This is a genomic window from Enterococcus sp. AZ103 (assembly GCF_051714685.1).
GTDB lineage: Bacteria > Bacillota > Bacilli > Lactobacillales > Enterococcaceae > Enterococcus_A > Enterococcus_A alishanensis.
Genome location: NZ_JBIOSI010000002.1, coordinates 274,074 through 297,862 on the forward strand (window position 1 = coordinate 274,074; position 23,789 = coordinate 297,862).

General features: G+C 35.7%; 26 protein-coding genes and 1 other annotated feature. Of the genes, 6 read left to right on the top strand and 20 right to left on the bottom strand.

The features are described from left to right. From ID741_RS15895 to ID741_RS15910, 4 genes are all read right to left on the bottom strand, one after another. A complete protein-coding gene (locus ID741_RS15895; RefSeq protein WP_438720712.1) occupies positions 1 to 1,854 on the bottom strand; it encodes a BglG family transcription antiterminator in 1,854 nt (617 codons plus the stop codon). Positions 1,855 to 2,151: 297 nt separating this feature from the next. Beyond that, entirely contained in the window at positions 2,152 to 2,985 is an 834-nt protein-coding gene (locus ID741_RS15900) for an energy-coupling factor transporter transmembrane component T family protein (protein ID WP_438720713.1), read from the bottom strand. Next, entirely contained in the window at positions 2,985 to 4,688 is a 1,704-nt protein-coding gene (locus ID741_RS15905) for an ABC transporter ATP-binding protein (protein WP_438720714.1), read from the bottom strand. Before ID741_RS15905 ends, ID741_RS15900 begins: the two co-directional genes overlap by 1 nt. 122 nt (positions 4,689 to 4,810) lie before the next feature. Continuing rightward, the gene (locus ID741_RS15910) at positions 4,811 to 5,674 is read right to left on the bottom strand and encodes an SAM hydrolase/SAM-dependent halogenase family protein (protein ID WP_438720715.1); all 864 of its coding nucleotides are present in this window, start codon (positions 5,672 to 5,674) and stop codon (positions 4,811 to 4,813) included. Positions 5,675 to 5,801: 127 nt separating this feature from the next. Between ID741_RS15910 and ID741_RS15915 the strand changes: the two genes are divergently transcribed. Beyond that, entirely contained in the window at positions 5,802 to 6,344 is a 543-nt protein-coding gene (locus ID741_RS15915; protein ID WP_438720716.1) for a DUF1697 domain-containing protein, read from the top strand. Between the two features lie 49 nt (positions 6,345 to 6,393). Here the strand turns inward: ID741_RS15915 and ID741_RS15920 are convergent, their stop codons facing one another. The 9 genes from ID741_RS15920 to ID741_RS15960 form a co-directional block, all read right to left on the bottom strand. Continuing rightward, complete coding sequence (locus tag ID741_RS15920; RefSeq protein WP_438720717.1) at positions 6,394 to 7,071, bottom strand: fructose-6-phosphate aldolase; 678 nt, start codon at positions 7,069 to 7,071, stop codon at positions 6,394 to 6,396. A gap of 17 nt (positions 7,072 to 7,088) precedes the next feature. After that, positions 7,089 to 7,448: a PTS glucitol/sorbitol transporter subunit IIA gene (locus ID741_RS15925; protein WP_438720718.1), complete on the bottom strand. Its 360-nt coding sequence runs from the start codon at positions 7,446 to 7,448 to the stop codon at positions 7,089 to 7,091. A gap of 11 nt (positions 7,449 to 7,459) precedes the next feature. After that, positions 7,460 to 8,464: a PTS glucitol/sorbitol transporter subunit IIB gene (srlE, locus tag ID741_RS15930; RefSeq protein WP_438720719.1), complete on the bottom strand. Its 1,005-nt coding sequence runs from the start codon at positions 8,462 to 8,464 to the stop codon at positions 7,460 to 7,462. A 19-nt stretch (positions 8,465 to 8,483) separates the two neighbouring features. Beyond that, a complete protein-coding gene (srlA, locus tag ID741_RS15935; RefSeq protein WP_218325718.1) occupies positions 8,484 to 9,053 on the bottom strand; it encodes a PTS glucitol/sorbitol transporter subunit IIC in 570 nt (189 codons plus the stop codon). After that, entirely contained in the window at positions 9,053 to 9,538 is a 486-nt protein-coding gene (locus tag ID741_RS15940) for a transcriptional regulator GutM (protein ID WP_218325717.1), read from the bottom strand. Before ID741_RS15940 ends, srlA begins: the two co-directional genes overlap by 1 nt. After that, the gene (locus ID741_RS15945) at positions 9,535 to 11,385 is read right to left on the bottom strand and encodes a BglG family transcription antiterminator (protein WP_438720720.1); all 1,851 of its coding nucleotides are present in this window, start codon (positions 11,383 to 11,385) and stop codon (positions 9,535 to 9,537) included. Before ID741_RS15945 ends, ID741_RS15940 begins: the two co-directional genes overlap by 4 nt. Positions 11,386 to 11,403: 18 nt before the next feature. Next, positions 11,404 to 12,204, bottom strand: coding sequence for an SDR family oxidoreductase (locus ID741_RS15950; RefSeq protein WP_438720721.1), 801 nt, complete (start codon positions 12,202 to 12,204; stop codon positions 11,404 to 11,406). Positions 12,205 to 12,361: 157 nt separating this feature from the next. Then, positions 12,362 to 13,108 carry a sulfurtransferase gene (locus tag ID741_RS15955; RefSeq protein ID WP_438720722.1) on the bottom strand — a complete coding sequence of 249 codons (747 nt, stop codon included), beginning with the start codon at positions 13,106 to 13,108 and terminating at the stop codon, positions 12,362 to 12,364. A gap of 14 nt (positions 13,109 to 13,122) precedes the next feature. Beyond that, entirely contained in the window at positions 13,123 to 13,443 is a 321-nt protein-coding gene (locus tag ID741_RS15960; RefSeq protein WP_438720723.1) for a DsrE/DsrF/TusD sulfur relay family protein, read from the bottom strand. Positions 13,444 to 13,598: 155 nt separating this feature from the next. On the opposite strand from ID741_RS15960, the gene ID741_RS15965 reads away from it, so the two are divergent. Both ID741_RS15965 and ID741_RS15970 read left to right on the top strand, forming a co-directional pair. Next, positions 13,599 to 13,805, top strand: coding sequence for a helix-turn-helix transcriptional regulator (locus ID741_RS15965; RefSeq protein ID WP_218325712.1), 207 nt, complete (start codon positions 13,599 to 13,601; stop codon positions 13,803 to 13,805). Continuing rightward, positions 13,802 to 14,176, top strand: a complete 375-nt coding sequence (locus ID741_RS15970; RefSeq protein WP_438720724.1) for a hypothetical protein — start codon at positions 13,802 to 13,804, stop codon at positions 14,174 to 14,176. Before ID741_RS15965 ends, ID741_RS15970 begins: the two co-directional genes overlap by 4 nt. A gap of 49 nt (positions 14,177 to 14,225) precedes the next feature. Here ID741_RS15970 and ID741_RS15975 read toward each other — a convergent pair whose 3' ends face one another. Both ID741_RS15975 and ID741_RS15980 read right to left on the bottom strand, forming a co-directional pair. Then, the gene (locus ID741_RS15975) at positions 14,226 to 15,422 is read right to left on the bottom strand and encodes an amidohydrolase (RefSeq protein WP_438720725.1); all 1,197 of its coding nucleotides are present in this window, start codon (positions 15,420 to 15,422) and stop codon (positions 14,226 to 14,228) included. A gap of 12 nt (positions 15,423 to 15,434) precedes the next feature. Beyond that, a complete protein-coding gene (locus ID741_RS15980; RefSeq protein ID WP_438720726.1) occupies positions 15,435 to 16,703 on the bottom strand; it encodes an MFS transporter in 1,269 nt (422 codons plus the stop codon). Between the two features lie 475 nt (positions 16,704 to 17,178). On the opposite strand from ID741_RS15980, the gene ID741_RS15985 reads away from it, so the two are divergent. Then, positions 17,179 to 18,225, top strand: coding sequence for a DUF975 family protein (locus ID741_RS15985; RefSeq protein WP_438720727.1), 1,047 nt, complete (start codon positions 17,179 to 17,181; stop codon positions 18,223 to 18,225). A 40-nt stretch (positions 18,226 to 18,265) separates the two neighbouring features. Here ID741_RS15985 and ID741_RS15990 read toward each other — a convergent pair whose 3' ends face one another. After that, the gene (locus tag ID741_RS15990; protein ID WP_438720728.1) at positions 18,266 to 19,366 is read right to left on the bottom strand and encodes a glycerol dehydrogenase; all 1,101 of its coding nucleotides are present in this window, start codon (positions 19,364 to 19,366) and stop codon (positions 18,266 to 18,268) included. Positions 19,367 to 19,531: 165 nt separating this feature from the next. Between ID741_RS15990 and ID741_RS15995 the strand changes: the two genes are divergently transcribed. Next, a complete protein-coding gene (locus ID741_RS15995) occupies positions 19,532 to 20,077 on the top strand; it encodes an SHOCT domain-containing protein (protein ID WP_438720729.1) in 546 nt (181 codons plus the stop codon). Positions 20,078 to 20,265: 188 nt separating this feature from the next. Here the strand turns inward: ID741_RS15995 and ID741_RS16000 are convergent, their stop codons facing one another. The 4 genes from ID741_RS16000 to ID741_RS16015 form a co-directional block, all read right to left on the bottom strand. Next, on the bottom strand, positions 20,266 to 20,592 hold the full coding sequence (locus ID741_RS16000) for a hypothetical protein (protein ID WP_438720730.1): 327 nt from the start codon (positions 20,590 to 20,592) through the stop codon (positions 20,266 to 20,268). 13 nt (positions 20,593 to 20,605) lie between these two features. Further along, a complete protein-coding gene (locus tag ID741_RS16005) occupies positions 20,606 to 21,004 on the bottom strand; it encodes a helix-turn-helix domain-containing protein (protein ID WP_218325704.1) in 399 nt (132 codons plus the stop codon). Positions 21,005 to 21,108: 104 nt separating this feature from the next. Then, positions 21,109 to 21,825 (bottom strand): helix-turn-helix domain-containing protein, encoded by a 717-nt coding sequence (locus tag ID741_RS16010; protein WP_438720731.1) that lies wholly within the window; start codon positions 21,823 to 21,825, stop codon positions 21,109 to 21,111. A 39-nt stretch (positions 21,826 to 21,864) separates the two neighbouring features. Beyond that, the gene (locus ID741_RS16015; RefSeq protein ID WP_438720732.1) at positions 21,865 to 21,990 is read right to left on the bottom strand and encodes a hypothetical protein; all 126 of its coding nucleotides are present in this window, start codon (positions 21,988 to 21,990) and stop codon (positions 21,865 to 21,867) included. A gap of 105 nt (positions 21,991 to 22,095) precedes the next feature. Next, positions 22,096 to 22,291: a binding site (T-box leader), on the top strand. Between the two features lie 42 nt (positions 22,292 to 22,333). Between ID741_RS16015 and proS the strand changes: the two genes are divergently transcribed. Next, positions 22,334 to 23,773: a proline--tRNA ligase gene (gene proS, locus ID741_RS16020; RefSeq protein ID WP_438720733.1), complete on the top strand. Its 1,440-nt coding sequence runs from the start codon at positions 22,334 to 22,336 to the stop codon at positions 23,771 to 23,773. Positions 23,774 to 23,789 lie beyond the last annotated feature (16 nt).

Sequence of the window (23,789 nt, forward strand, 5' to 3'; positions counted from 1 at the left end):
TTACTCCTCTCTCAGATACGCAAATAACGCATGAATTTCTGATTTATTAATGGCTAAATTATTTTCAGCGAACAAAGCTTCAATTTGCTCAACTAAATTTTTTTGTTGCATGATTCGTTGATCTTCGTGGCCACCTTCTAAGATATATTGTTGCTCGAAGGTAATCCGATGCACTAATAACAAGACATGGAGTAAAAAGCCCTCTCGATATTCAATAATTAAGTGATCTTTCAATAACACCAATAGACGCTCATAAACTGTATACCCTTTTAAAATCAAATCTTTACTGCAAGATTCAGCCGAATCATGATTGATTGGACCACTGGTTAAGCCAAGTTTATTTGGTGTTTTTTGATTGTCTTGACCAAGAATTCGCTTAATTTCAACTTGGATTTTTCTCAAATCTTCCTTCGTTGGCAAAGGATGTACCTTCACAAAAGGTCGATCAACGCCTTCAATCGGAAAAATACTAATGACTAAATCAGGGTTTTTCTTTTTGACTATTTCTTGAGCATTTAAGACCGAAGCAAAGGCAGCCACTTCAAGATTTGATAGCTCTTCTGAAATTTTTTGTTTGATTAAACTAGTGACACCTAAACCAGTGGAACAAACATAGACTGCTCTGACACGTCGTGAATCTGTTTCTTTTTCAAAGGAAACCAAGAAATGTAAAGCGATATAAGCAATAAATGAATCGTTCACCAATAGACTTTCATCAATCATCTCTTTTTTTACGGCCCTCTCAATTGCGGCAAATAAGCTGGGATAATTGGCTTTGATTTCATCTTTGAAAGGATTATATTCATTGACATATTTTTGTTTGCGGGTAAAACGCAAAGACAGATGGGCATATAAATTGGTTAATAGTACTGGATCTTGATTATATGGATAATTTTGATTTTCGCTAACCTGTGAAATAATTTCTTTCGTCAAGGTCATCACATCTTGTTGCGGTCCGCTATCAAAAGTATCACTGTAAATATAGCGATATTCGTCTTCAAAAAGAGGTAAATGATACTTAGCTGAGATAACCGACATTAATTGATATGCCAATTCTTCGCGATTAATTTGATCCGTTTGCAATAATTGATAACCGCCAATCGTGTTTTCTGACTGGATTCGGGTAGCAGCAACAGAAACGCGAATCAGCATATTTAATAGCTCAGAATAATTTAATTCATCTAAATTTTCCACAGCCAATAATTCTCTTAAACTGACAATGGCTTGATTAAAAACTTCTTGCAATAAGGTTTGGGAAGCTGAATAAATCTCATAACGATCGCATTCTTCTCCCTGCAACAATAATTCCATGATGCGATAGATGTCGTAATCGGTGAAACCTTGTTGCAAGACTTCTTCGATCAATAAGCGAATTTCTCTTTCAGTCCCCGTGATTGAAAAACCTTTTCCCGTTTGACGTGATAATTCCATCTCTCTTCGTGCTAGCTTCTCTTCTAAAACAACAAAGTCATTCATGATCGTATCTTTACTAACTTTCAAACGATCAGCTAATTCTTGTGCAGTAGTGGCTGACTTACTCAATGATAATTGAATAATCAAACGATCTAACCGCAAGCCTTGATCAGGAAATAACTCCAAGCGGTCAACTGCCATCATTTCACTTTTTAGTTTCATCCGTTCTGAACCGTTGACTTCAATCCAGATTCCTTGACTGCGTTTGCTGCCTAATTGCAAGCGCCGTTCTTTTAGCCATAGTCGAATATTATCTAGAGCGTATTTCACCGTTCGAACACTGACTGCTTCTTCATCAGCTAACTTTTGCGTCGTCACTGGTTCGGAATTTTCTAATAAGTAAAGCAGGATTCTAAGTTCTCTCTTACTTAATTGTTGCATTTTTCTCGCTCCTTATGGCTTTAATATAAGCGCTTTCTGTTTTTACGACAATATGAAATGTTTGCACTTTAGTTAGTGCAACAAACCTTGATTTTACTACGATCATTCGTGCATTTTAAATTTTCCCGCTTTTTTCTAGTGTAAAACCGCGCGTTCTCTCCTTTTATTATTGCACTAATAGAAATATTTTTGATTAAAAATTATTGTTATGTTCACTATTATTTTTTCATTTTTTTAAATTTTATTCTTGAAAAATAAAAAAGACGAAACCATAAAGGCTCCGTCTGTAAAAATTATTTATTTAAATGGATTATAGAAACGTCCGCCATTGACATGAAATAAAGCTATCGTAATTAAAACGAGTAGAATACTAAGTGCAATCAAGAGATAATCTTTCATTTGAAACGGTTGATCTACATACCAAGTGCGCTTTTTCTTTTGACCAAAACGTCGTAGCTCCATTGCCGTACTGATGATTTCGATTCGATCTAAACTAGAAAAAATCAATGGCAAAACAATTTGAGCTGTTCCTTTTGCCCGCTGCATCAACTTACCCTTTTTAGACATTTCAAAACCACGAGCTTGTTGCGCTTGCGAGATATTTTGAAAATCCTCTTGAATATCAGGAATATAGCGTAAAGCTAAAGCCACTGCATAACTGACTTTATAGCTGACCCCAATCTTATTTAAACTAGAAGCAAAAGAACTAGGATTAGTGGTAAATAAGAAAATCAACGTCACAGGAATTGTACAAAAGTATTTTAATACTAGATTAAACAAATAAAATAATTGTTCTTGCGTCAAAGTAAAACGTCCCCAACCAGCGAAAATCACATGGCGAGTACCATACAACTGCACCCCATATTCTGGCTGAAAAATATAGACTGCTAATAAATTTAAAATCGAGAAGAAGACAATAAATTTGATCACAAATGACACTTGATACCATTTCACATTAGCCACTTTAAACATTGCCAAAGATAAAATACTAATGACAATCAAAAAGCGGGTATCATAGGTAGTCATGCAGGCAATCGAGACTAATAATAGAAAAATCAATTTGGCTGTCGCATTTAAATGATGCAACATTGTCTCACCGGGATGATAACCTAAGGTCTGATTATTTTCCATTAACGTCTCACCTCACGATCATAATGAATAAATTTCCGGGTAAATTCGACTGGATCGGCTAAACCGATTTTTTCCGCAAAAGTAAACAAGCTAGTTTCTTTTAGCGATGCTTGTTCAACCAAATCCCGTGAAGTTAAAACATCAATCGGTGTAGTGTCAGCTAAGATTTTCCCTTGATTAACCACGAGGGCCCGATCTGAATATTCCAACATCAAATGCATATCATGTGTAATCATGACTACCGTTTTACCTAAATGATTTAACTCTTCAATAAAGCGCATCATTTCAGTATAATTGCGAAAATCCTGACCAGCAGTTGGTTCATCTAAAATAATCATTTCCGGCTCTAATACTAAAATCGCTGCAATCGTTACCCGTTTTTTTTGCCCATAACTCAAAGCTGAAATCGGCCACTTCCGGAATGGATATAAGCCGCAAACCTTTAAGGCTTTTTCCACCCGTTCTTTGATTTCAATTTCATTAACGCCTCGTAAGGTTAAACCTAAGGCGACTTCATCAAAAATCAATTTTTTTGAAATCATTTGATTGGGATTTTGCATCACGTAACCAATTTTATCAGCCCGTTCTTTAATGGACTCTTTGGAAATTTCTTGACCTTCCCATTTTAGACTGCCTTGAGGTTTAATGAAGCCACAGATTGCTTTAAACAAAGTTGATTTTCCAGCACCATTTTTCCCAACAATTGCAATTCGTTCACCTTTATTAATGGTGGTAGTTAAATGATCAATTACAAGCGGTTCATTTTGACCGTAGCAATAAATCAAATCTTTTAATTCCAATAATGGGGCTTTTTCAGTTAATTTTGGCAAATCGAAGTGGGCAGATTGCCAAACTTCCATCTTTTCTTTGACAGCTGGCCCATCGATTTTTTCCAATTGGTCAATTTGGGTCAATTGATTTAAATCAACACCCGCATATTTCAAAGCCGTTACATAGAGAGGCTCACGTATACCATGAGTTGCCAAAGTAGTCGATTTCAGTAATGCATCTGGCGTGGTATCAACCACCACTTCCCCTTCGCTAAAAACAATTACCCGGTCTACTGGCTTGTCTAAAACATCTTCTAAACGATGCTCAATGATCAAAATAGTTGCGCCGGTTTCCTTATGTAGTTGATCAATTAATGCAATTGCTTCTTTACCAGCTTTCGGATCCAAGTTTGCTAATGGTTCATCAAATAATAAAATCGGTGCTTCATTGACTAAGACGCCGGCCATCGACACCCGCTGCTTTTGTCCGCCAGATAAATCCTGTGGGCGTTTTTCCAAATGCTGGTCAATATCAACAACTTCAGCCCAATGAGCTACCTGTTTTTTCATTTCAGCTTGGGAAACCAAATCATTTTCTAAAACAAAGGCAATATCTTCTGCTACCGTTAAGCCAATAAATTGCCCATCGGTATCTTGCAAAACAGTTGCAGTGCTAAAAGATAAATCAAAAAGTGAACGGTCGGCAATATTTTGACCATCAATTTCTACCGATCCTTCGATTTTCCCTTCATATTGATTGGGAATTAAACCATTAATACAGTTGGCAAAAGTCGATTTTCCACTGCCGGAAGGTCCGACAATCAGCACTTTTTCACCTTTTTGAATCGATAAATCTATATTTTTTAAGGTTGGCTCAGCTTGACTATGATATTGGAAAGTAAAATTTTTAAAATCAATCATTGGTTTTGTCATCTATTTCTCCTTCAATCAGAAAAAAGGTCAGGAGAAGTGCATGTACCCACCCCGGACCTTTTTCTAAACTGCTTCATTCATATAATAAACGTTCGCACCAACACAAGCAATCCTTTCAAAGATTAATCTTCTTCGAAAATAACTTTGGCTGCTTTACGCAACTCAATTTGCCAGCTAGTCCCAGTACCGATATTGTATAAATCAGAGAACGAATCCTGATTAACCGCAATTCCGATATTAATCAATGAATTGACATAAACTAACGGCTCGCCAATTTCTACTTCTGCAAAAGAACGGACAAATTGCATGATGTTTTGATAAACTTTTTTACCGTCATGATAAATCGTCACTTGCAGACGATCACCACTATCAATTTTGGCTTCTTTGAAATAATCTAACGGAATATTGGTCCACAATGAACCAAAACGAACATCCAAGACATCAATACTACCGCTGAAAATTTTACCGTCGTATTTTGCTTCAACTAACGGAACTTCAACAATACTATCCGTCGGCACAATGCCACCTAGTTCTTCAAAAGTCACTTCACCACTAGCTAAACGAGCACCATTATAGGCATAAATATCTCGTCCATGGAAAGTATGACTCTCTTCTGAGTGAGGCAGACGACTTTTCACTTCGTCTAAATTACGGACTTCGGTAATTCCTTGGTAATTCCGAATATGCGTCAAAGAACCATTATCCGGTGTAATAATATAATGGCCAGATGCTGTTTTTGCTACTACACTACGGCGATGACTCCCTACGCCAGGATCTACCACTGAAACAAAAACAGTCCCAGCAGGCCAGTATTTAACTGTTTGATATAAACGATAAGAAGCTGTCCATATATCATAAGGAGGAATGTCGTGCGTTAAATCATTGATGGTAATTTCATCACTCACCATATGAGCGACCCCGTACATTGCACTAACGGCTCCATCACCTAATCCAAAATCTGTCTGTAAAACTAAGTATTTACCCATAAAATCCTCCTTAAATTCTTTAAATCACTCAATCATATTATAATTTTTACTAGAAAAAAGCAATCAGAATCTTTCCCACAAAAATAGGCTATAATAAGGTAAAAATAATTGCATTCCGAGGTGGAAAATGGAAAAATATATCGCTTTATTGAGAGGGATTAATGTAGGTGGCAAAAATAAAATCCCTATGCCTGTATTAAAAAAGATTTTTGAAGATGCCAACTTTTCATCAGTCAAAACTTACATTAATAGTGGTAATATTATTTTTAGTAGTCCAATGACCGATAAAAAAGCTTTGATTCAACAAATTGAAACACTAATCCAAGACGAATTTCAATTGAATATTCCTGTCACAATCGTTACCGCCACTGAAATAAATGATACCCTCAAAAATGCACCAGATTGGTGGGATCAGGCTGATGAAACGATTCATTATGCTATTTTTTTAATTCCGCCAATTACCACTGATGAAGTTTCAGCGGCGGTTGGTGAAATAATTCCTGAATATGAACAAATCGACTTTGGTGAAAACGTCATTTATTGGAGTGCTCCGCGAAAAACTTTTAACAAAGCCCGTTGGTCAAAAATAGCCAGTTCAAAAGTAAACAATCAAGTAACGATTCGAAATAGCAATACTGTAAAAAAATTAATGACTTTGTGTCAAGACTGAAAAAAACTGTTGAAAAACTCCTAAACCTGAGAAGTTTTTCAACAGTTTTCTACATTTCTGCAATCGTGACGTTACCATAAATACTAGCCCAGTCGGCATTAAAATCTACAACAGCCTGATTGATGGATGGCATGGCAAATGCCGTTTTAACAATGTCTGTTCCGACAGTTGCTGCTTGCGCCCCAGCTTCAAAAGCTTCAGTTACTTGCCGAATATTTTTAAAGCTAGCTGCTAAAATTTTAGTTTTCGCTTGAGTTCGTTCAATTTCTTGGCTCATAGCCGCTAAGACATCAAATGAATCAATATTTTGATTTTCCATGCGATTAAAATATGGAGCGATAAAATCTGCACCAGCACTAATTGCCAATAAGCCTTGAATTTTAGTATACATAGCAGTTCCTGTAATGTTATAGCCCTCAGCCTTTAAAGTTTTTATTGCATGTAAGCCTTCATCGTTGATAGGTATTTTAATATAGACTTCAGGATCTATCTTTTCTTTAATGGCCTTGGCATCAGCCAATATTCCCTCATAATTGGTGGCTACCACTTGAACATGTAGCGTTCTTTCAAAGCCAATGATTTCGCGAATTTTTTTCATATGATTAAAAAAATCAATTTTTACTTCTTGTTTAATAATCGAAGGGTTAGACGTTACACCAGCGATTGGCATACTCGCCACAAATTTTTCAATCTGTTCAAGATTAACTGTATCTAATAATAGTTCCATCATTTCAGCTCCTAAAATTATTTTGTAATAGAAATTTTTGTACCGATTGCTAGCTGAGGCATTTCGATGGCTTCAACATACAAGGTTCCTGCCATCTCAGCCTCCATTTCACCAGTAAATTTTACAGTAATGTGCCCTAGTTCATTTAAATTTTTGTCAACGACATTACCAACTGCGGTAATTTTATAAGATTTATCATCAAAATTTAAAACCATTTCTGTCGTAATATCACTAGCGCTTTTAGCCATTACAATATTATAGCAATACTCCGCTAAACCCTCGGGGGCATTATCTCCAAATAAAATCAACATTTTTTCTGCTCTAAACATTTCGGCTTCTGGGCCAATCTTTGTGACTTCAGTTTCAAATACTGACATACATTTCTCTCCTAACTATACAATCCAAAGCTTGCTAACCATGCAACTGCTACTCGTGGCACACCATTTAAAAAGCGGGAATATAAAACCGATGGTACACCTACTTCAACTGTTTCAGCACTCGCTTCTTCTAATCCCAAACCAACTGGAATAAAATCACAAGCATTTTGAGTATTAATGGCAAATAGTGCTGGCAATGCTAAATGTGGCGGAATATTTCCTTGACCAATTTCCACACCAATTAAAGTGCCAATTACTTGTCCTATAACCGCACCAGGTCCTAAAAGTGGAGATAAAAATGGTAGCGAACATATGAAACCAATAATAACTAAGCCAATACCGTTTCCTGCCAAAGGTGACATTACTTTTGCAAAAAGATCGCCAACTCCTGATCCTTGAATAATTCCGATTAGTAATGATACGAAGGCCATAAAAGGAATAACCGTGTTTATCATGGTTTGAACACCTTCGCGGGCAGATTGGTTAAATGTCGCTACGACTTTACCTGCACCCATTCCGATTTTAGCAATAAAGCTTCCTTGTTCAGCTTTTTGTTGGGTAATTTTCTTACTCGTATCATAAGTTCCTGTGCTGGTATTACTTTCTTTTTCATCTGCTACGGCTTTAACAACTACTGCCGTTTCATCAGTTGCTTGAATTTGATTGGGACCAACTGCAGAAACGTAAATATCTTCATTAATATATTGTGCCAATGGTCCGCTTTTTCCAGTGGGCAAGACATTGATTGTCGGAATTCCTTTTTTAGGATAAATTCCGCAACGTAATGTGCCTCCACAATCGACAATTGCTAAAGCGATTTCTTCATCTGGAATCGATGTTTTAAAACCATTTACTGATTCCATTCCCGTTAATTCTTCAATTTTATCAACAATCGCCGGTTTTTCTCCTCCGCCGGTAATATAAACAACTTTATGTTTTTCTGCTGTCGGTGTAATCGTTAATGGGCCACCATATCCGCCTGAACCCTTAGTTACTCTTATGCTTTTATATTCCATGATTTTCACTCCTTATTTTTTATGCTGCAGCTTTTTTGCCTTCAGTTAATTCAACTGACTTGCTTAACTCAATTCCTTGTTGCTTACAAACATAAGCAGTGGTTAAATCTGTTACCCAGCCGCCTAATGCATTCATCACTAAACCAACTAATAAGTAACGAATCGCAAGCTCTGTTGTGTTTAATCCTAAAGTAGTAATTCCTTGCGCAATCCCTAACCAAACAAATAATTCACCGGGATTAATATGAGGAAAAATCCCATTACTAGTATGACAAAATTGTGCTAACGAAGCGTAGTAGCTAGGCTTATAAAATTCTGGCATGAAGCGTCCCAAAGTAAAGGACATCGGATTCCCTAGCATAAAAGCGGCTAAGAAGGGTAAGATCAAATAACGTGTCAAAGGATTTTTTGAAGATGCTTTGGCAATCTTAGTCATTCTTTCTTCCCCTAAAAAGGCGATAATCGTATTCATCAATACCATCAAAATTAATACTACTGGAACGATACTAGTCATCCAACTAATAAAAGTTTCCGCCCCTGTTTGGAACAAATTCATAAATCCTTCTGCAAATTTAACTACATATTCCATTACTTAACACTTCCTCTTAATTTATTTTGAAGATTCATTTTTGATATTTTTGCTTGTAAAACTAATCCAGAAAGTGGCGACATGGGTTTTTCTTCAACATAATTGCCCGCTTCTACCCGCAGATATATTTCTCTTGCGTCCTCGATTGCTTGAATCAACAATTTATTTTGTTGATAAACTATCGGATTAAATTTATCTAAATAATGAATATCTTCGCCGATAAATTCCGGTAGTTGTTTAAATTTAGCAACCACTGAAATCCCTTGCATTTTCCAGCAATCAATCACCAACCCCTGATTGTCTACTGCAAACATAATAATCGTACCTGCTTTTACTTTACCTGAACGACGACCAATGGCGACTTTCCCCTTTCGCCTCAATTGACGATAAATTTGATTAAAATGTTTGATTTGTTTTAATGAAAACACAATTTGTAAACCATAGGCTGATAATGCAAATATCCCAAAAATCATCATAAAACTCATGAGATTAATCCCTCCCTTTTTAAATAAGCTTTAAACTCAAGACCATTTGACAAACCCAATAATTCATTTTTGTAATTTGGACGAGCCGCAATGGCAAAAATAAGATCGTATAAAACTAGTAACTCGCTTTCGTTTTCTTCAGTCGTTTCTTCCGGTATGCCAACTAAAAAAATGACGGATACTTCACCTTCGTCAGTGATTAACGGCTCTTGTAAAATTGTGACTGAATACAAAATTTTCTGACTATTTTTTAAAATAGCATGAGGAAAAGCAACTCCTTGACTAAAAATCGTAGTGTGTTTGGCTTCCCGCTCAAATATCCTTTCAGCAAAGCCCAAATCAACGACTGCTTCAGCTTCAAATTGATTAAGCAGTTGGACTAAAATTTCTTGATAGTTTTGCTTTTGACTCACTTGATTAAAATAAAACAAAACATGTTCAAACTTACTTAACTGTTCATGATTCACCCGTTCCCATTCGCTACGTATCCAATCATCATTAAAAAGATTACTAATGCGAATCACCGGTACATTGGGATTAATTTGTTTTAAAGGAATAGTTGTAAACACCGCAAAAAATTTATTTAAATCAACTTTTTCATATTCGTTCTCTAAAAATTGCTGAATCTTGACCTCTGGCCCTAAAACATTTTCAATTTGACGCCTAATCAAAGCTGCCGTTCCTCGTCCCGTTGTGCAAACTATTGCTACCTCTTTTTGATCATTTTGCGAGACATTTCTTAAAATCAATTCAAAATATATCGCTAAATAACTGATTTCAGCCTTCCCAGCTGTACGATTGATTTGTTTTTCCAAGACACCTATACCGATTGACGCCAGCTGATAAGCAAAAGGATAATTTTTTTCAATTTCATCTTGAAAAATATCAGTTGGCTGTATATGAAAAACCAAGCGATTGATTAAAAATAATAAATGCTGTTTGACATTTTCATACATTTGCTTAAGGTCTAAATCAACAATCATCACTTGTTGAATTTTGTGCATCATTTCTTGAAAAATATCTTCTAATTCATTTAACTGACTAACATTCTTACCGAAATGATGCAGGTTAATGGGAAAAAATAAAAAAGCTAAATCAGATTGACCTAATAAAATGCCATAATCAATTTCAATTTGAGCAATAAATTCTTCTACCAATTGATTACGTTCAACTGTATTAATGTAATGGGAGATGGGCTCCGTCAGACTCTGCTTATTTTTGACTCTTTGGATGGTAATATCAATCACCTTTTGCCAAAAATAAAAATGCTTGCTTTCCATTTGCCAATAAAGAGTTAGCTTTTTCGCCAGCTCTACCACACCATTTTTCAAAGGAACATGGCTAAAATAATCATATGCTTGACTTGAATAAAGCAACCGAATATTTAATTCATCACCAACCAATTTCACACCACGATTGGGCGTACCTTCCAATCTCAGTTCAAAATTTAATAATAATTTTTTTAAACTTTTCAAATCATTGTTAACTGTGCCACGACTGACACCCAGACTTTCTGACAGATCATCAATCAACAAGTGCTTTTCAGAAAAAATCAGTTGATCTATAATGTAAGCTGTTCTTTTAGATGGCGAATTGAAATCCGTCTCTTCCTTCAAGCTTCCCGTCAAAATTGAGTCAAAAGCATCAAAATCTATAATATTTAACTCAAACTGATTCCCCGTTTGGATAATTTCTGCCACGTCAGCAATTTGTTCATTCAACATCTGGATCGAGTTTTTGATTGTCTGACTGCTTGTACCCGTTGCTTTCTTCAAATCATCTATCGTTAGTTGTGGATGAACCATAAAAAATTGTAATATTTGATACCAACGATCAATTAAAGGCAAGATATTTTCACTCCTAACTTACCCTCTCGTCTTACCTCCGGCAATATTCGTTGTCACTCCGGTAATATAGCTGGCCCGATTCGAAAGGTAAAAACATACTAAATCTGCTACTTCTTTTAATTTTCCACTACGTCCTAATGGAATCGTAGTTGTCTTACTATAACCAGCCCTTAAATCCTCTACTGTGATTCCTCTTGTATAGGCTAAAGCTTCTTCATAAGCGATCGTTCGCAAGCCTGTTGCTTCCATTATTCCAGGTGCAATTCCTACAACACGAATATTTGATTTGCCTAACTCTTTGGCCCACGAACGGGTTAAACTATTAGCCGCTGCTTTGGTGGCTGCATAAATACTTTGACCTTCGGAACCTTCTAATCCACTTTCTGAAGACATATTGATTATTACGCCATCTTTTTTAGCAACTAAAATCCGTCCCACTGCTTGGGAAACTAAAAAAAGACTTTTTTGATTAATGCTCACCATCTTATCAAAGTTTTCCTCTGTCAATTCAAACATGCTGTTAGGCTCTTTTGAATCCACCAATAACCGAGGGATATTAATGCCTGCATTATTGACTAAACCATCCACCGTGCCAAACCTTTCAACTACTTTTGCAACAGATTGTTCAACATTTTCTTTTGAAGAAACATCCGTTTGAAGAAATATTAAATTATCATGTTTCTTCTGATTATCATTTAAATCAAAATTCGCTACTTTTGCCCCAACGTCTAGTAATTCCTCAACAATTACTTCACCAATTCCTGAAGAACCACCGGTGACAATAATAATTTTGTTCTCAATTGCTAACCAATTTTCCAATCAAATCACTCCTTACATTTCTTTGCTGAACCCAGTGTAAGGGGTTTATTAGAAATAATTAATACAATCATTTTTCTACTGCTTAAAAAATCTTTGTATTAATTAAAAAAACTAGCTAACTGATTGGCTTAATCAATTAGCTAGCTAAAATTATTTATTACTTTTCAACCTGATCTTGCTTACTCCACTCTAAAAAGCCCTGCTGATAATTTTTTACTCTTTCAAAGCCTAACATTTGTAAAACTAAACTCATATAGGCCGCTCGTACACCAATTGTACAATAGACAACAATCTCATCTTGCGGCTTTAAACCTCCAGCAGTGAATATTTTTCGCAAGCTTTCTTTGGAAAGGAGCTTTTGATTTGGTAGAAATAAACTTTCAAAAGGAATTAAATAGGCTTGCGGCAAGTGTCCTCCTTGAGCTTCCCCATATAAAATCGCACCATCATATTCTACTTGAGAACGAACATCGATAATTTTATATTGACCATAATTTTCAAGTAAGACTTCTTTAGAGATAAAATGACTTTTTTCAACTCTGGCAATTTTTATTTTGCTAACTGGCAATGAAGAATTTTCTTCAGCAGTTTCAAAGCCTGCAGCTAATAAAGCATTCCAACCACCATCAACGATTTTTACCTGTCTAAAGCAGCAAGCCCTCATAATCTCAACTAACCGAGCATCATCACCTAAACCCGTAGTTAAGTCATTGAAAACGGCAATTTTATCTGTTAGATTTAGACCAGTTTCACTGAAGATCGACGATAATTCTGCTGGAGACTTGTCTGCTAACGTTTCAAAGTTCAAAGCAATACTTCCTTTAATGGTTTCAAAAGCTGGCAAGCTTCTTGCATCTATCAAAATTTCGTCGATTAAATCTTTTGCATCTATCAAAAAATCCATATATTTCTCCTATTCTAAAAGGTGACTGTTTTATCTGCCCATTCTACTAATTCGACACAATCCACCATAGTTGAAATTGGACAAGCCGTTTGATCCTCTAAATTTCTCGAACGTAAACAGGTGCCACAAGCCAAAATTTCACCATCATTTGTTAAAAATTGTGCCAATTGATCCGCCACATTGTATGGTTCAGCTGCTATGGTTTCCACTTCAACTGCTTCACCCATTAAAAATAATTTCACCGTATGCTCCTTTTTCAAAGCTGTAACTGCAAATCTAAAAGCATTCCAAGCTTTTTCCGCTTCTTTCGTTTCTAAAATAATTCCTAGTTTCATTTGGCTCTCTCCTTTTTAAGTAAACTTCAATAAATTAAAGTAAACTTTTATTTTTCATTCTCTTCTTTATTATACTATAAAAAAATTTGACAGTAACTATCTCGTTAAGTATACTTAACGCAAGTTGTTAAGCAAACTTAACGAAGGAGTAACCTATGAAAAATATTGTCCAAGCAGAACGAGAAAAACGTAAAATGAGTCGGGAAGAATTAGCAAGTCTTGTCGGTGTTTCCCGACAAACGATTTATTTTTTGGAAACTGATCGCTATAATCCTTCGATTCATCTAGCCCATCATTTGGCACAAATTTTCGGTAAAACAATTGAGGAAATTTTTATTTTTGAAGAGGAGGAAGAAAAATGAAACAAGATGAAAGACAAGTGGGAAATCAACGAACTGGAGCCCATTACGTTTTGATGGGAAGTGTTGCGCCAACGGTTATACTAATGCTTTTTTTAGCTGGGATCGGAGAAATGAATGCCTTTTTCGCGATTGTTGCTTTTTATGTGGCGCAACAGCTTTGCTGGATAATTAATTATGGCTTATTAAATGCCATGATTACGGATACATCTTCTTTACTTATGTTAAATAGCTCAATCGTTACTGCTGCTTTTACTATTTTAGCGACCTACCTATTAAATCAACCCTTGCTATTAGGCCTATTAATTCTCTCTTTAGTACTACTAATTTTAGGAATTATTCGCTTAAATAAATTGAATCAAAAAAATTATTGATAAAAAAACCGAGAAAATTCTTAATAACGAATTTCCTCGGTTCATTTTGTTATGCTTCCGTTAGATAATCCACCACAATGGCGCCCATTGCTTCTGCACAAATCAATAATGATTTTTCATTGATATCAAATTTTGGATGATGATGAGGATAGACCGCCTTATCCTCTACTTCTGCTCCTACATAGATAAAACTACTAGGAACTTTTTCCGCGTAATAAGCAAAATCTTCTGAAGGCGGGATTGCTGCAGTCTCAACCACGTCAGTCACGCGATCAATTTTAGTATTTTGTAAAATATTAGCGGCTTGTCTAGTAAAGGCCGGATCGTTATACAAAACTGGATAATCAGTCGTGTATTCTAAATCACATTTGACACTATACGCTACTTCTAAGCCCTTGACTAATTTATGAATTTCTTCCCCAATTGTGTTTCGCGCCCGTTCAGTCATTGCACGTACATCTCCATCTAAAACAACTTGATCTTTGATGACATTAAAAGAACCCTTACCATCAAAAGATCCGATTGTTACCACGCCCATATCAAATGGATTGATTCGGCGAGAAATAATCGTTTGAGCCATCATCACAAAATAACTCCCGGCAACAATTGCATCATTGGCTTCATGGGGTGAAGAACCATGTCCACCAGTTCCTTTAATCGTTAATTTGAAAAATGAACGACCCGTTTGAACTTCTCCTTCTTTATAAAATATTTTGCCAAAAGGAAAATTGCTCATGACGTGAATACCCACAACATTGTCAACGCCCTCCAAACAACCAGCTTTAATCATTCCTAAAGCACCGCCTGGAGGAGTTTCTTCAGCTGGTTGGTGCAAGACCCGAATTTTCCCAGCTAATTGATCTTTCATTTCAGCTAAAGTTTCAGCTAATACCAACATATAAGCAGTGTGTCCGTCATGACCACAAGCATGCATAACGCCAGGATTTTCTGAAGCAAAAGGCAATTCTGTTTCTTCATGAATCGGCAATGCATCAAAATCGGCCCGAATCGCTAAAGTTTTTCCGGGTTTTCCAGAATCAATTTCAACAATCACACCATGTTCACCATTAATATCAGTTTCTACCGTTACATCTAAACCTTTATTTTGATAAAAATCAGCAATATACTTGGCGGTTTTAGCTTCTTTAAAAGAAAGTTCCGGATGCTGATGTAAATAACGCCGTATCTCGATCATGCGGTCTTCTTTAGCCCGCAATTTTTCAAATAATTCTTGTTTCAAGTCCATCTTAAAAGCCTCCTATTCTACAGTTTCAAAATTTGTATTTTTAAAATATTTCCGTGACCCTAAGTATGCTGATACCCAACCAAACAATGTCAAAGCACTAAAGACAGCCATTAAAATCCAAGCAATTTGATATGAACCTGTCAAATCCAAAATACTTGCCACAAAGACTGAGCCAACTGCCATTCCGATCGTAACGGTACTATTAACCAAACCATAAGCCTCTGGATAATTTTTGATTCCGAAAACTGCTGTGGTAACTAATGGCGGTGAAACAGTGCCAATCGGTGTACCTAAACCAAAAACAAAGCCCATCATGTAAATCACCATGTTTTGATCACCAAAAATCATTAAGATAAATGCCAAGAAAAAGGCCCCACAACCAAAGAAACTACTAACAACTACACCAAATTTATCATTAACCCAACCTAGAATAATTTTACCGAAAATTCCCATGAAAGAATAAATCGAAATAACATTGGCAGCTGTTACCGGATCGTGCATTCCTTGAATCGCTGCTGGAAAATTCGATAATGCTCCGGTATTTATCAACCCATTTAAGAACATTCCCATCATGACTAGCCAAAAGAAAGCTTTACTGTAAGTCTCTTTGACGGTTAGCTGAGAATCATTATTTTCTTCTCTGGCTCCTTCAGATTGTTGATTTTTTGCCAAATTAGCCCCATAAGGTTCCAGCCCTTTTTCAGCCGGTGTACTTTTGAAGACAAATAAAACAATCGGCAATGAACAAACTAAAGCAATCATTCCCATGATTTGATAAGTCGAGCGCCAGCCAAAATTGTTTAACAGCAAGCTAACCACTTGAGATAAAATAGTCCCGCCTAAACCGATACCAGCCATAGCGATACTTAGCGCTAAACCTCTTTTTTCTTGAAACCACATAGTAATCATGTAACTGACTGGAATCATCGCCGACATCCAATAAAATATTCCTACAAAAATGGAAGATAGATACAAATGCCAAGCACTCTGCGCGAAAGAATAAGTACAGTAACTCAAAGCAAAACCAATAACACCAATCACTTGCATCCGTTTCATTTGACCGCTAGCAACTAATTTTGAAATCCGTGGCGATAAAATAATTCCAGTGATCTGGACCACCATCGTTGCAATCATGAATTGACTGCGACTTATGCCCAATTCTTCGGTGACTGCCAAGGCGTAAGTTCCTGATAATGACATGATTAATGGAACAATTGTTGCGGTAATAACTACGCAGCCTGCGACAATCCACCAGCCATAAAAGATCGGCTTGTTTCTCATTCTTTTTCCTCCTTGTACTCTCATAAATTTTATTTCTTTTTCATTTTACCCTAAATTTGTCGTTTATCGAAATTATTTTTTTGTGATTTTAAGTATTTTTTTGACTAAAAATACAAGAAATTTCTAATATTTATAAATGAGCTATCTAGTAAACGGTGAATCCTTGCTTTTCATTTAACATCAGCCTTGTGTCTTGACAACTTTTAAAGAACAATCATTTTTTTTGATGAGTTTTTCAATAGTTTTTTTTAATATTTATTCAACTTCCTTATTTGGAATGTCGATTTTCTTAATTATTTTTAGGTTTTTGTGATTTCGTTTTCATTATTTCTACGACAATACTTTACTGAACTAATTTAATAAAAAAAATTATCGTTTTTGGTATTTTTTATAATTTGATTTAGTAAAAACAGATTATTAAAATATTTTTTGTTATACTATTGAGGTAATAAAAAAAATAAAGGTGGTGCTGTTCATGAAGTTTTGTCCAAATTGTGGGGCAGAAGTAAGTGATGTTGCAAAATTTTGCCCGAACTGTGGTTTTGATTTGGAGGGCGTTGAAAGTGAACCAGCGGCTGAAGAAAATAATAATGAGCCTTTGATTCAACCTACTCCAAAACAAAGTGTTTCAGAAAAAATGCAAGAAGAATTTATTAATGGGGAACCGGAAGAACCTGTTGCGTTGGAAATTGAGCAAAGCGAAGGTTTAAATATTACCCGAGCTGAATTAAAAAAATATGCTCAAACAAAACTTTCTGGTCGTTTTGGTGAATGGTTCTGGAGTATTTTTTGGTCAGTCATTATTATCACAGTTATTACTTTTCTAATGATGATGCCAATTAATCGGATGATGTCTGGCTTGTTCAATATTGTAGAAGGTGCTATCTACGGTGGCATGTACAATTCATTGGGTAGCAATTATTATGGTAACTACGGCAATTATTATTCTCCTTATTATAGTGGCGCCTCTGTTTTCTTTTGGTTTATTTTCTTTATCGCAATGTGGTTACTATTGTTCTTAGCGCAAGCTTTGATTCGCGCAACTTTCCAATGGTGTGCCATCTATACCTTAAGAGATCAAAAAGCCGATGGCGTGAAAATCTTTAGTTATTTGTTCAAACATTCAAAAAATCGAGTACTAAAAGCCAATGTCATGGTAGCAATCTTCACTTTCTTATGGTCATTATTATTCGTCATTCCTGGTTTAGTCAAAACGGCCTCTTATGCGATGACAAATTATTTATTGGAGAAACACCCAACCTTGGATGCCTCTGATGCGATTACTTTAAGTCGTGAAATTATGGACGGTTACAAATTAGAATATTGGATTTTACTAGCTTCATTCTCAGTTTGGTATATTATTTCCGGTTTTACAGCTTTCTTCTCACTGGGAGTTAACTGGATGAGTTTTTACGTAACACCATATGCTACAGTAACTGAAATTGCTTTTCTAGATAAAGTTTATAACGCTTATATCGAAAAACAAAAAGCCCTTCGCGCTGAAAATGCTGAAGTAGCTTAATTCAAGAAAGCTGCGTAGAAAATTCTACGCAGCTTTCTTTTTATTGATTGGCAAATTTTTTTACATATAAATCAACAGCTTTTAATGCTGCAGCAATTTCTTTTGCTGTAATTTCAAAAGGCATTTGCTGAATCGTATCACTTAATGAGGTTGCTAGTTCTCCAATTTTTAAAAGTTCTTCCTCTGTCGCTTTGGCTAGATACATTTCTTCTAACGTAGTTGGTAAACCTAGTTTCTGATAGAAAACAATATATTTGTCGATTTCATTTGTAGGTCGGTTTTCTAAAAATAATTGTACCAAAGTTCCATAGGCAACTTTTTCCCCATGAGTCAGTTGATGAATGTTGCCAGCAATCGCAGAAAAACCATTGTGAATCGCGTGTGCCGCACCTAAACCACCGCTCTCAAAACCAATTCCACTTAATAAAGTATTGGCTTCAATCACCGCATCTAAAGCTTCTGTAACTACTTTTGCTTCGTTAGCTGCAACTGCTGCAAAACCACTATCAAATAAAACCTGTTGGCATTTTTCTGCAATGGCTAAAGCCGCCAGCGATTGCCGCCCACCTAATAAATTCTCTCCGTTTTTTTGTAAGACGGCTTCTGCTTCTATCCAAGTTGCCATCCCATCTGCAATACCAGATTTTAACAAACGAACAGGAGCTTGACTAATAACAGCTGTATCTAATAAAACTAAATCAGGATTTTTCTGATAATGGAGGTATTTTTCAAAATGTCCTTCTTCAGAATAAACGACTGAAATGGCTGATGTAGGCGCGTCGGTCGAAGCACTCGTTGGAAAAATTGCTAGCTTAGTATTCAGTTGATTACTTACTGCTTTAGCACCATCGATAGCTTTTCCTCCGCCTAAACCAATGACTACTTCAACCGATGCATCTTTAGCAGTCAAAGTCATCCGTTCAATCTCTTTTATAGAACTTTCACCTTGAAAAATTTCCTTTGCCACCTCAAAATATTGCTTATTTAAATCTTCCGCCAGCTTTGCTCCGACAATCTTCCAAACCATCTCATCAGTGATAATTAAAACTTTCTGACCCAATTCTTTTAAATAAGCTGGACTTCTTTTTAAAGCATTCTCACCTTGTACGTAACGAGATGGACTAGCAAATATTTTATCCATAAATCATAGCTCCTCTTTTTTTCTTTAGCTGAATGGTACCAGTTAATCAAATAATGTCAAATAGACGGATAATTTTAAGTCCGGATGATTTTTTTATGAGCTATTTGAGCTTAAGTCTGGTATATTTAGATGAAGTTTTCAAAAGGATGTTTGGAAGGAGAAAAAATGAAAGAAGATTTAAAAGAAGAATTGCCTAAGTCTACCGCTCGAACAATTTTGACGATTAGTTGGTGGATTGGTACAGGTTGCGGGATCTTGGCTTTTTTGTTCGGACTAATTATTGTGTCGGGAATGATGCTGGATAGTTATTACTATTACGATTATTATGCACAGGGTGCCATGATGTTTACCTCAGTCTTGATGTTTCTAGTGGTTGTTGGATTTGTGGCCTTTCAAGTAGTTGCTTATATTGGTTTAAAAAAAGTTCCCGTGTCACAAGGTTGGAATATTTTTTATCTAGTCAGTGCCATTTTAGCGATGAATGTGTTAAAAATTGTCGGTGCAGCTTTAGCCTTGTCTGAGTATAAAAAAGGGACCTCACCGAATAATGTCTTTGAAAAAATTTATCCGGTGGAAGAATCCACTCCGAAAGCCCCAGCTGTAAAAGATTTAAGTAAAGAAATTTTAGAGCTAATTGAACTGAAAGAAGCTGGCTTATTGACGGAAGAAGAATTTGCGATCGCCAAAGCTAAAGTTCTCGATAAACTATAATTTTTAAGCACTTTTCGAAGTGCTTTTTTGATTGAAAAAAATGGGACAAAAGTTATAACAGCTTCAAATTGTCCAGAAGTTATATAGCTAAAGCTTCATTCTTACCTTCAAAAAATTACTAAACCACGAAAGTAAGTACACCCTTGCTTGGATAACTCATCTGTAAAAGAAGCTAATATCACAACTATTTATCTTATTCCTCGAATCAAATTAGCTAGCATCATTAAAAAAACTGCCAATTCCAATCCCATTAAGCAATAGATTTTCCGTTTGATTCCTAGAAATTTTAAATTTTGCTCCGCTGTCAAAAAGCTAGTCGTTTTTCGTCGCTTAAATAAATATAAGAATAAACCACTGCTGTTTTGTCCACTTGTAGCAAATAATGACCATAATTTAGGATGGGCAATGTCGCGGCTTTTGGCATCTAATAAAACTAACTGGTACAAATAATAATATAGAAAGACGCCAGTGACTAAAATCACACCGATACACACTATGAAAACTGCTTCAATCATAAACTTCTCACTCCTAAATTTTTTTAATAATCAGATAGAAGATGGAAAAAGAATTAATCCCAATCAAGGCAAAAATACCAAATAAAAGAATTTCATTTATTGGACCCAAAAATGAAAGCGACAGCATCAACAAAATATTGATGCCAAGTAATAAAATAAATAGCTTTAAATAACGATTCACATTGGTATTATCTTGTAAATGATGGACCATTTTAACATCTCCTTTCAATAATTCGTCTAATGACAACTGATAAATTTCCGACAAACGAATCACTCGCTCAATGTCAGGATAACTGCGTCCGTTTTCCCAATTTGAAATGGTTTGACGAGTAATTCCTAACGCTTCCGCTACTTCATCTTGCGTTAAATGAAGTTCGTTTCGTCGTTGCTTAATGCGCATCCCAACTTCCATCTGATACCCTCATTTTCTATTATTTGTCACTTATATTAAATCAAATTTCTTTGCTAATGACGATAAAAATCTTTTACCAAGTACGTAAAAAAGCTTTTACATCGTTAATTTTGGTAATTTTTCCGATATTTTAAAGGCGTTAAACCTACTCTCCTTTTAAATGCTTGAATAAAACTGGACGCATCTTTAAAACCCGTTTGAATAGCTATTTGTTCAACTGTTAGATCAGTTTGTAATAATTTTTCAGCGGCTTTTTTTATTCTATATTGCAATAAATATTCATAGGGAGAATAATCGGTAAATTTTTTAAAAGAACGCGTACACTCAGAAATAGAAATGTGTGCTGCTTGAGCCATTTCAGAAAGCCGAAGTTCTCGCATATAATTTTCTTGAACAAAATTTAATAACAATTGCATTCGTTTCTGATGCTGTAACTGTTTTTTATCCGCAGGTAATGATAACTGTTCTTGAGCTTGAATAATTTCTTGCCAGCAGCTTACTAACAAAACAGCAATTTGATATTCCCAAGCAAAATCACTTTGATTTAAATAAATTTGATTAATCTGTTTGATTTGAGACAAAATTTTTTCCTGACTAAGATCGCCTTGATTCAAATGCAACCATCTTTGTTGCTTAAGGTAAGGTAAAACATACTTTTGCTCCATTAAGCTTCCTAGAAAGAATGATAAAATTTTAGTTTGGACATTTAAGCTATAATAACTGCCGTCGGTCTGCATCGTTTTAGTTGTATGTAGAACTTCTGGTGAAATAAATAATCCCTCACCTTCTGCTAAAAAAACTAGCTCACCGTTTACTTGCATCCGTAAAGGCCCCTTTTCAGCAATTGTAAATTGTAACTCTTAGTGCCAGTGAAGATCATCAAATCCCCGACCTTTGGGGGTCATAGAAAATTGGTTTACGCGATAGATTTCGAAAGGAAAAGTTGAATATTTATATTTATTTTCTTCATGTAAACGATTATCCAATTTAGGCACCTCCAATTTTTAACAAGTATAACTTAATTTGAGCAGATTTTTATATTTTTGGAGAAAATAATCTGACTTTTTTACGTATAATCTTGATAAGCTAGCTTCAACAATTTAATTTAGCTTAGTAAATATGAATTGATTTTCAGAGAGTCGATGTTGCTGCGAATTCGATAATCAATCAAATTGAACCTACTAAATTTTTGGCTAGCAAACTAGTCCGTATTCTTGCGTTAAAAGATTTGAGTTGGGTTGCAGGCAACCAATCAAGGTGGTACCGCGAAGCAAATTCGTCCTTTTTTTATAGGACGAGTTTGCTTTTTTTATCAAAGGAGGAAAAAACATGACCAATTTACAAACAGAGGATTTTTCAAAATGGTATTTACAAACGATTCAACAAGCAGAATTAATGAGTTATTCGGAGGTGCGAGGCTGTATCGTTTTTCGTCCAGATGGTTTTGAATTATGGGAGAGAATCCAGCAAGAAGTTAATCGCTATTTACAATCTGAAGACATTCGAAATGTTTATTTTCCTATGTTAATTCCTAAAAGCTATTTTATGAAAGAAGCAGAGCACGTTGAAGGTTTTGCTCCAGAATTACCATGGGTAACAGAAGTTGGAAATGAAAAGTTGGAAGAACCGTACGCATTACGCCCCACTTCTGAAACTATGATTGGGCAATCTTTTCATGAATGGATTAAATCTTATCGCGATTTACCATATGAGATTAATCAATGGGCGAATGTTTTTCGCTGGGAAAAGAAAACACTGCCCTTTTTACGCACATCAGAATTTTTGTGGCATGAAGGACATACAGCCCATGCTAACGAAGCAGATGCAAGGAAAAGAACATTACATGTTTTGAACTTTTATGTTGAACTACTAGAAAAATTTTTAGCCATCCCGGTTTATGTAGGAAAAAAAACACCTTCAGAACGTTTTGCCGGAGCTGTAGACACGTATTCTGTTGAAGCTATGATGCAAGATGGGAAAGCAGTTCAAGCAGGTACCTCCCATTACCTAGGTACGAAATTTGCAGAAGCATTTGATATTCGTTACTTAAATCAAAAAAATCAACATACGTTGGTCCATACAACCTCATGGGCAGTTTCTACTCGTTTAATTGGTTCACTAATCATGGTTCATGGTGATGAGCAAGGTTTGGTTTTACCACCAAAGATTGCTCCAACCCAAGTAATTTTAATTCCAGTCGGTCCATATAAAAAAGTACCAAAAATTTTAACCAGATTAAATGAACTTAAAGAGCAATTAAAGACTGCCGGGATTCGTGTTCGCTTAGATGACTCTGATAATACTGCCGGTTTCAAATTTAATAAATGGGAACAAAAAGGTGCTTCCGTTCAATTAGAGTTAGGCCCTCGAGATCTAGCTAAAAATAGTATCACTTTAAAAATGCGAGACTTAGCGGAAAAAGAAACTGTTTCTTTAGAACAATTAGTACCTACCATTGAGAAGTATATGAATGACATGCAACAACGTTTACTAGAAAAAGCCCGGCAACGTGCTACAAGCAATGAATACACAAATATTCAGACTCTCCAAGAGTTAAAGGATCATATTAAAAACTGTCGTGAAACCAAAAAAACACCTGGCTTTGTTTTAATCGGATGGGATGGTTCAGCAGAAACAGAAGCAATCATAAAAGCTGAAACAGGATTTACAACTCGCAATATTCCTTTTCAAGCACCGGTGGAAAAAGAATTTGACTTAGTCAGTGGAAAGCCCGCAAAATATACTGTTTGGATTGCTCGGGCATATTAAATAAGTACGGCTCAAA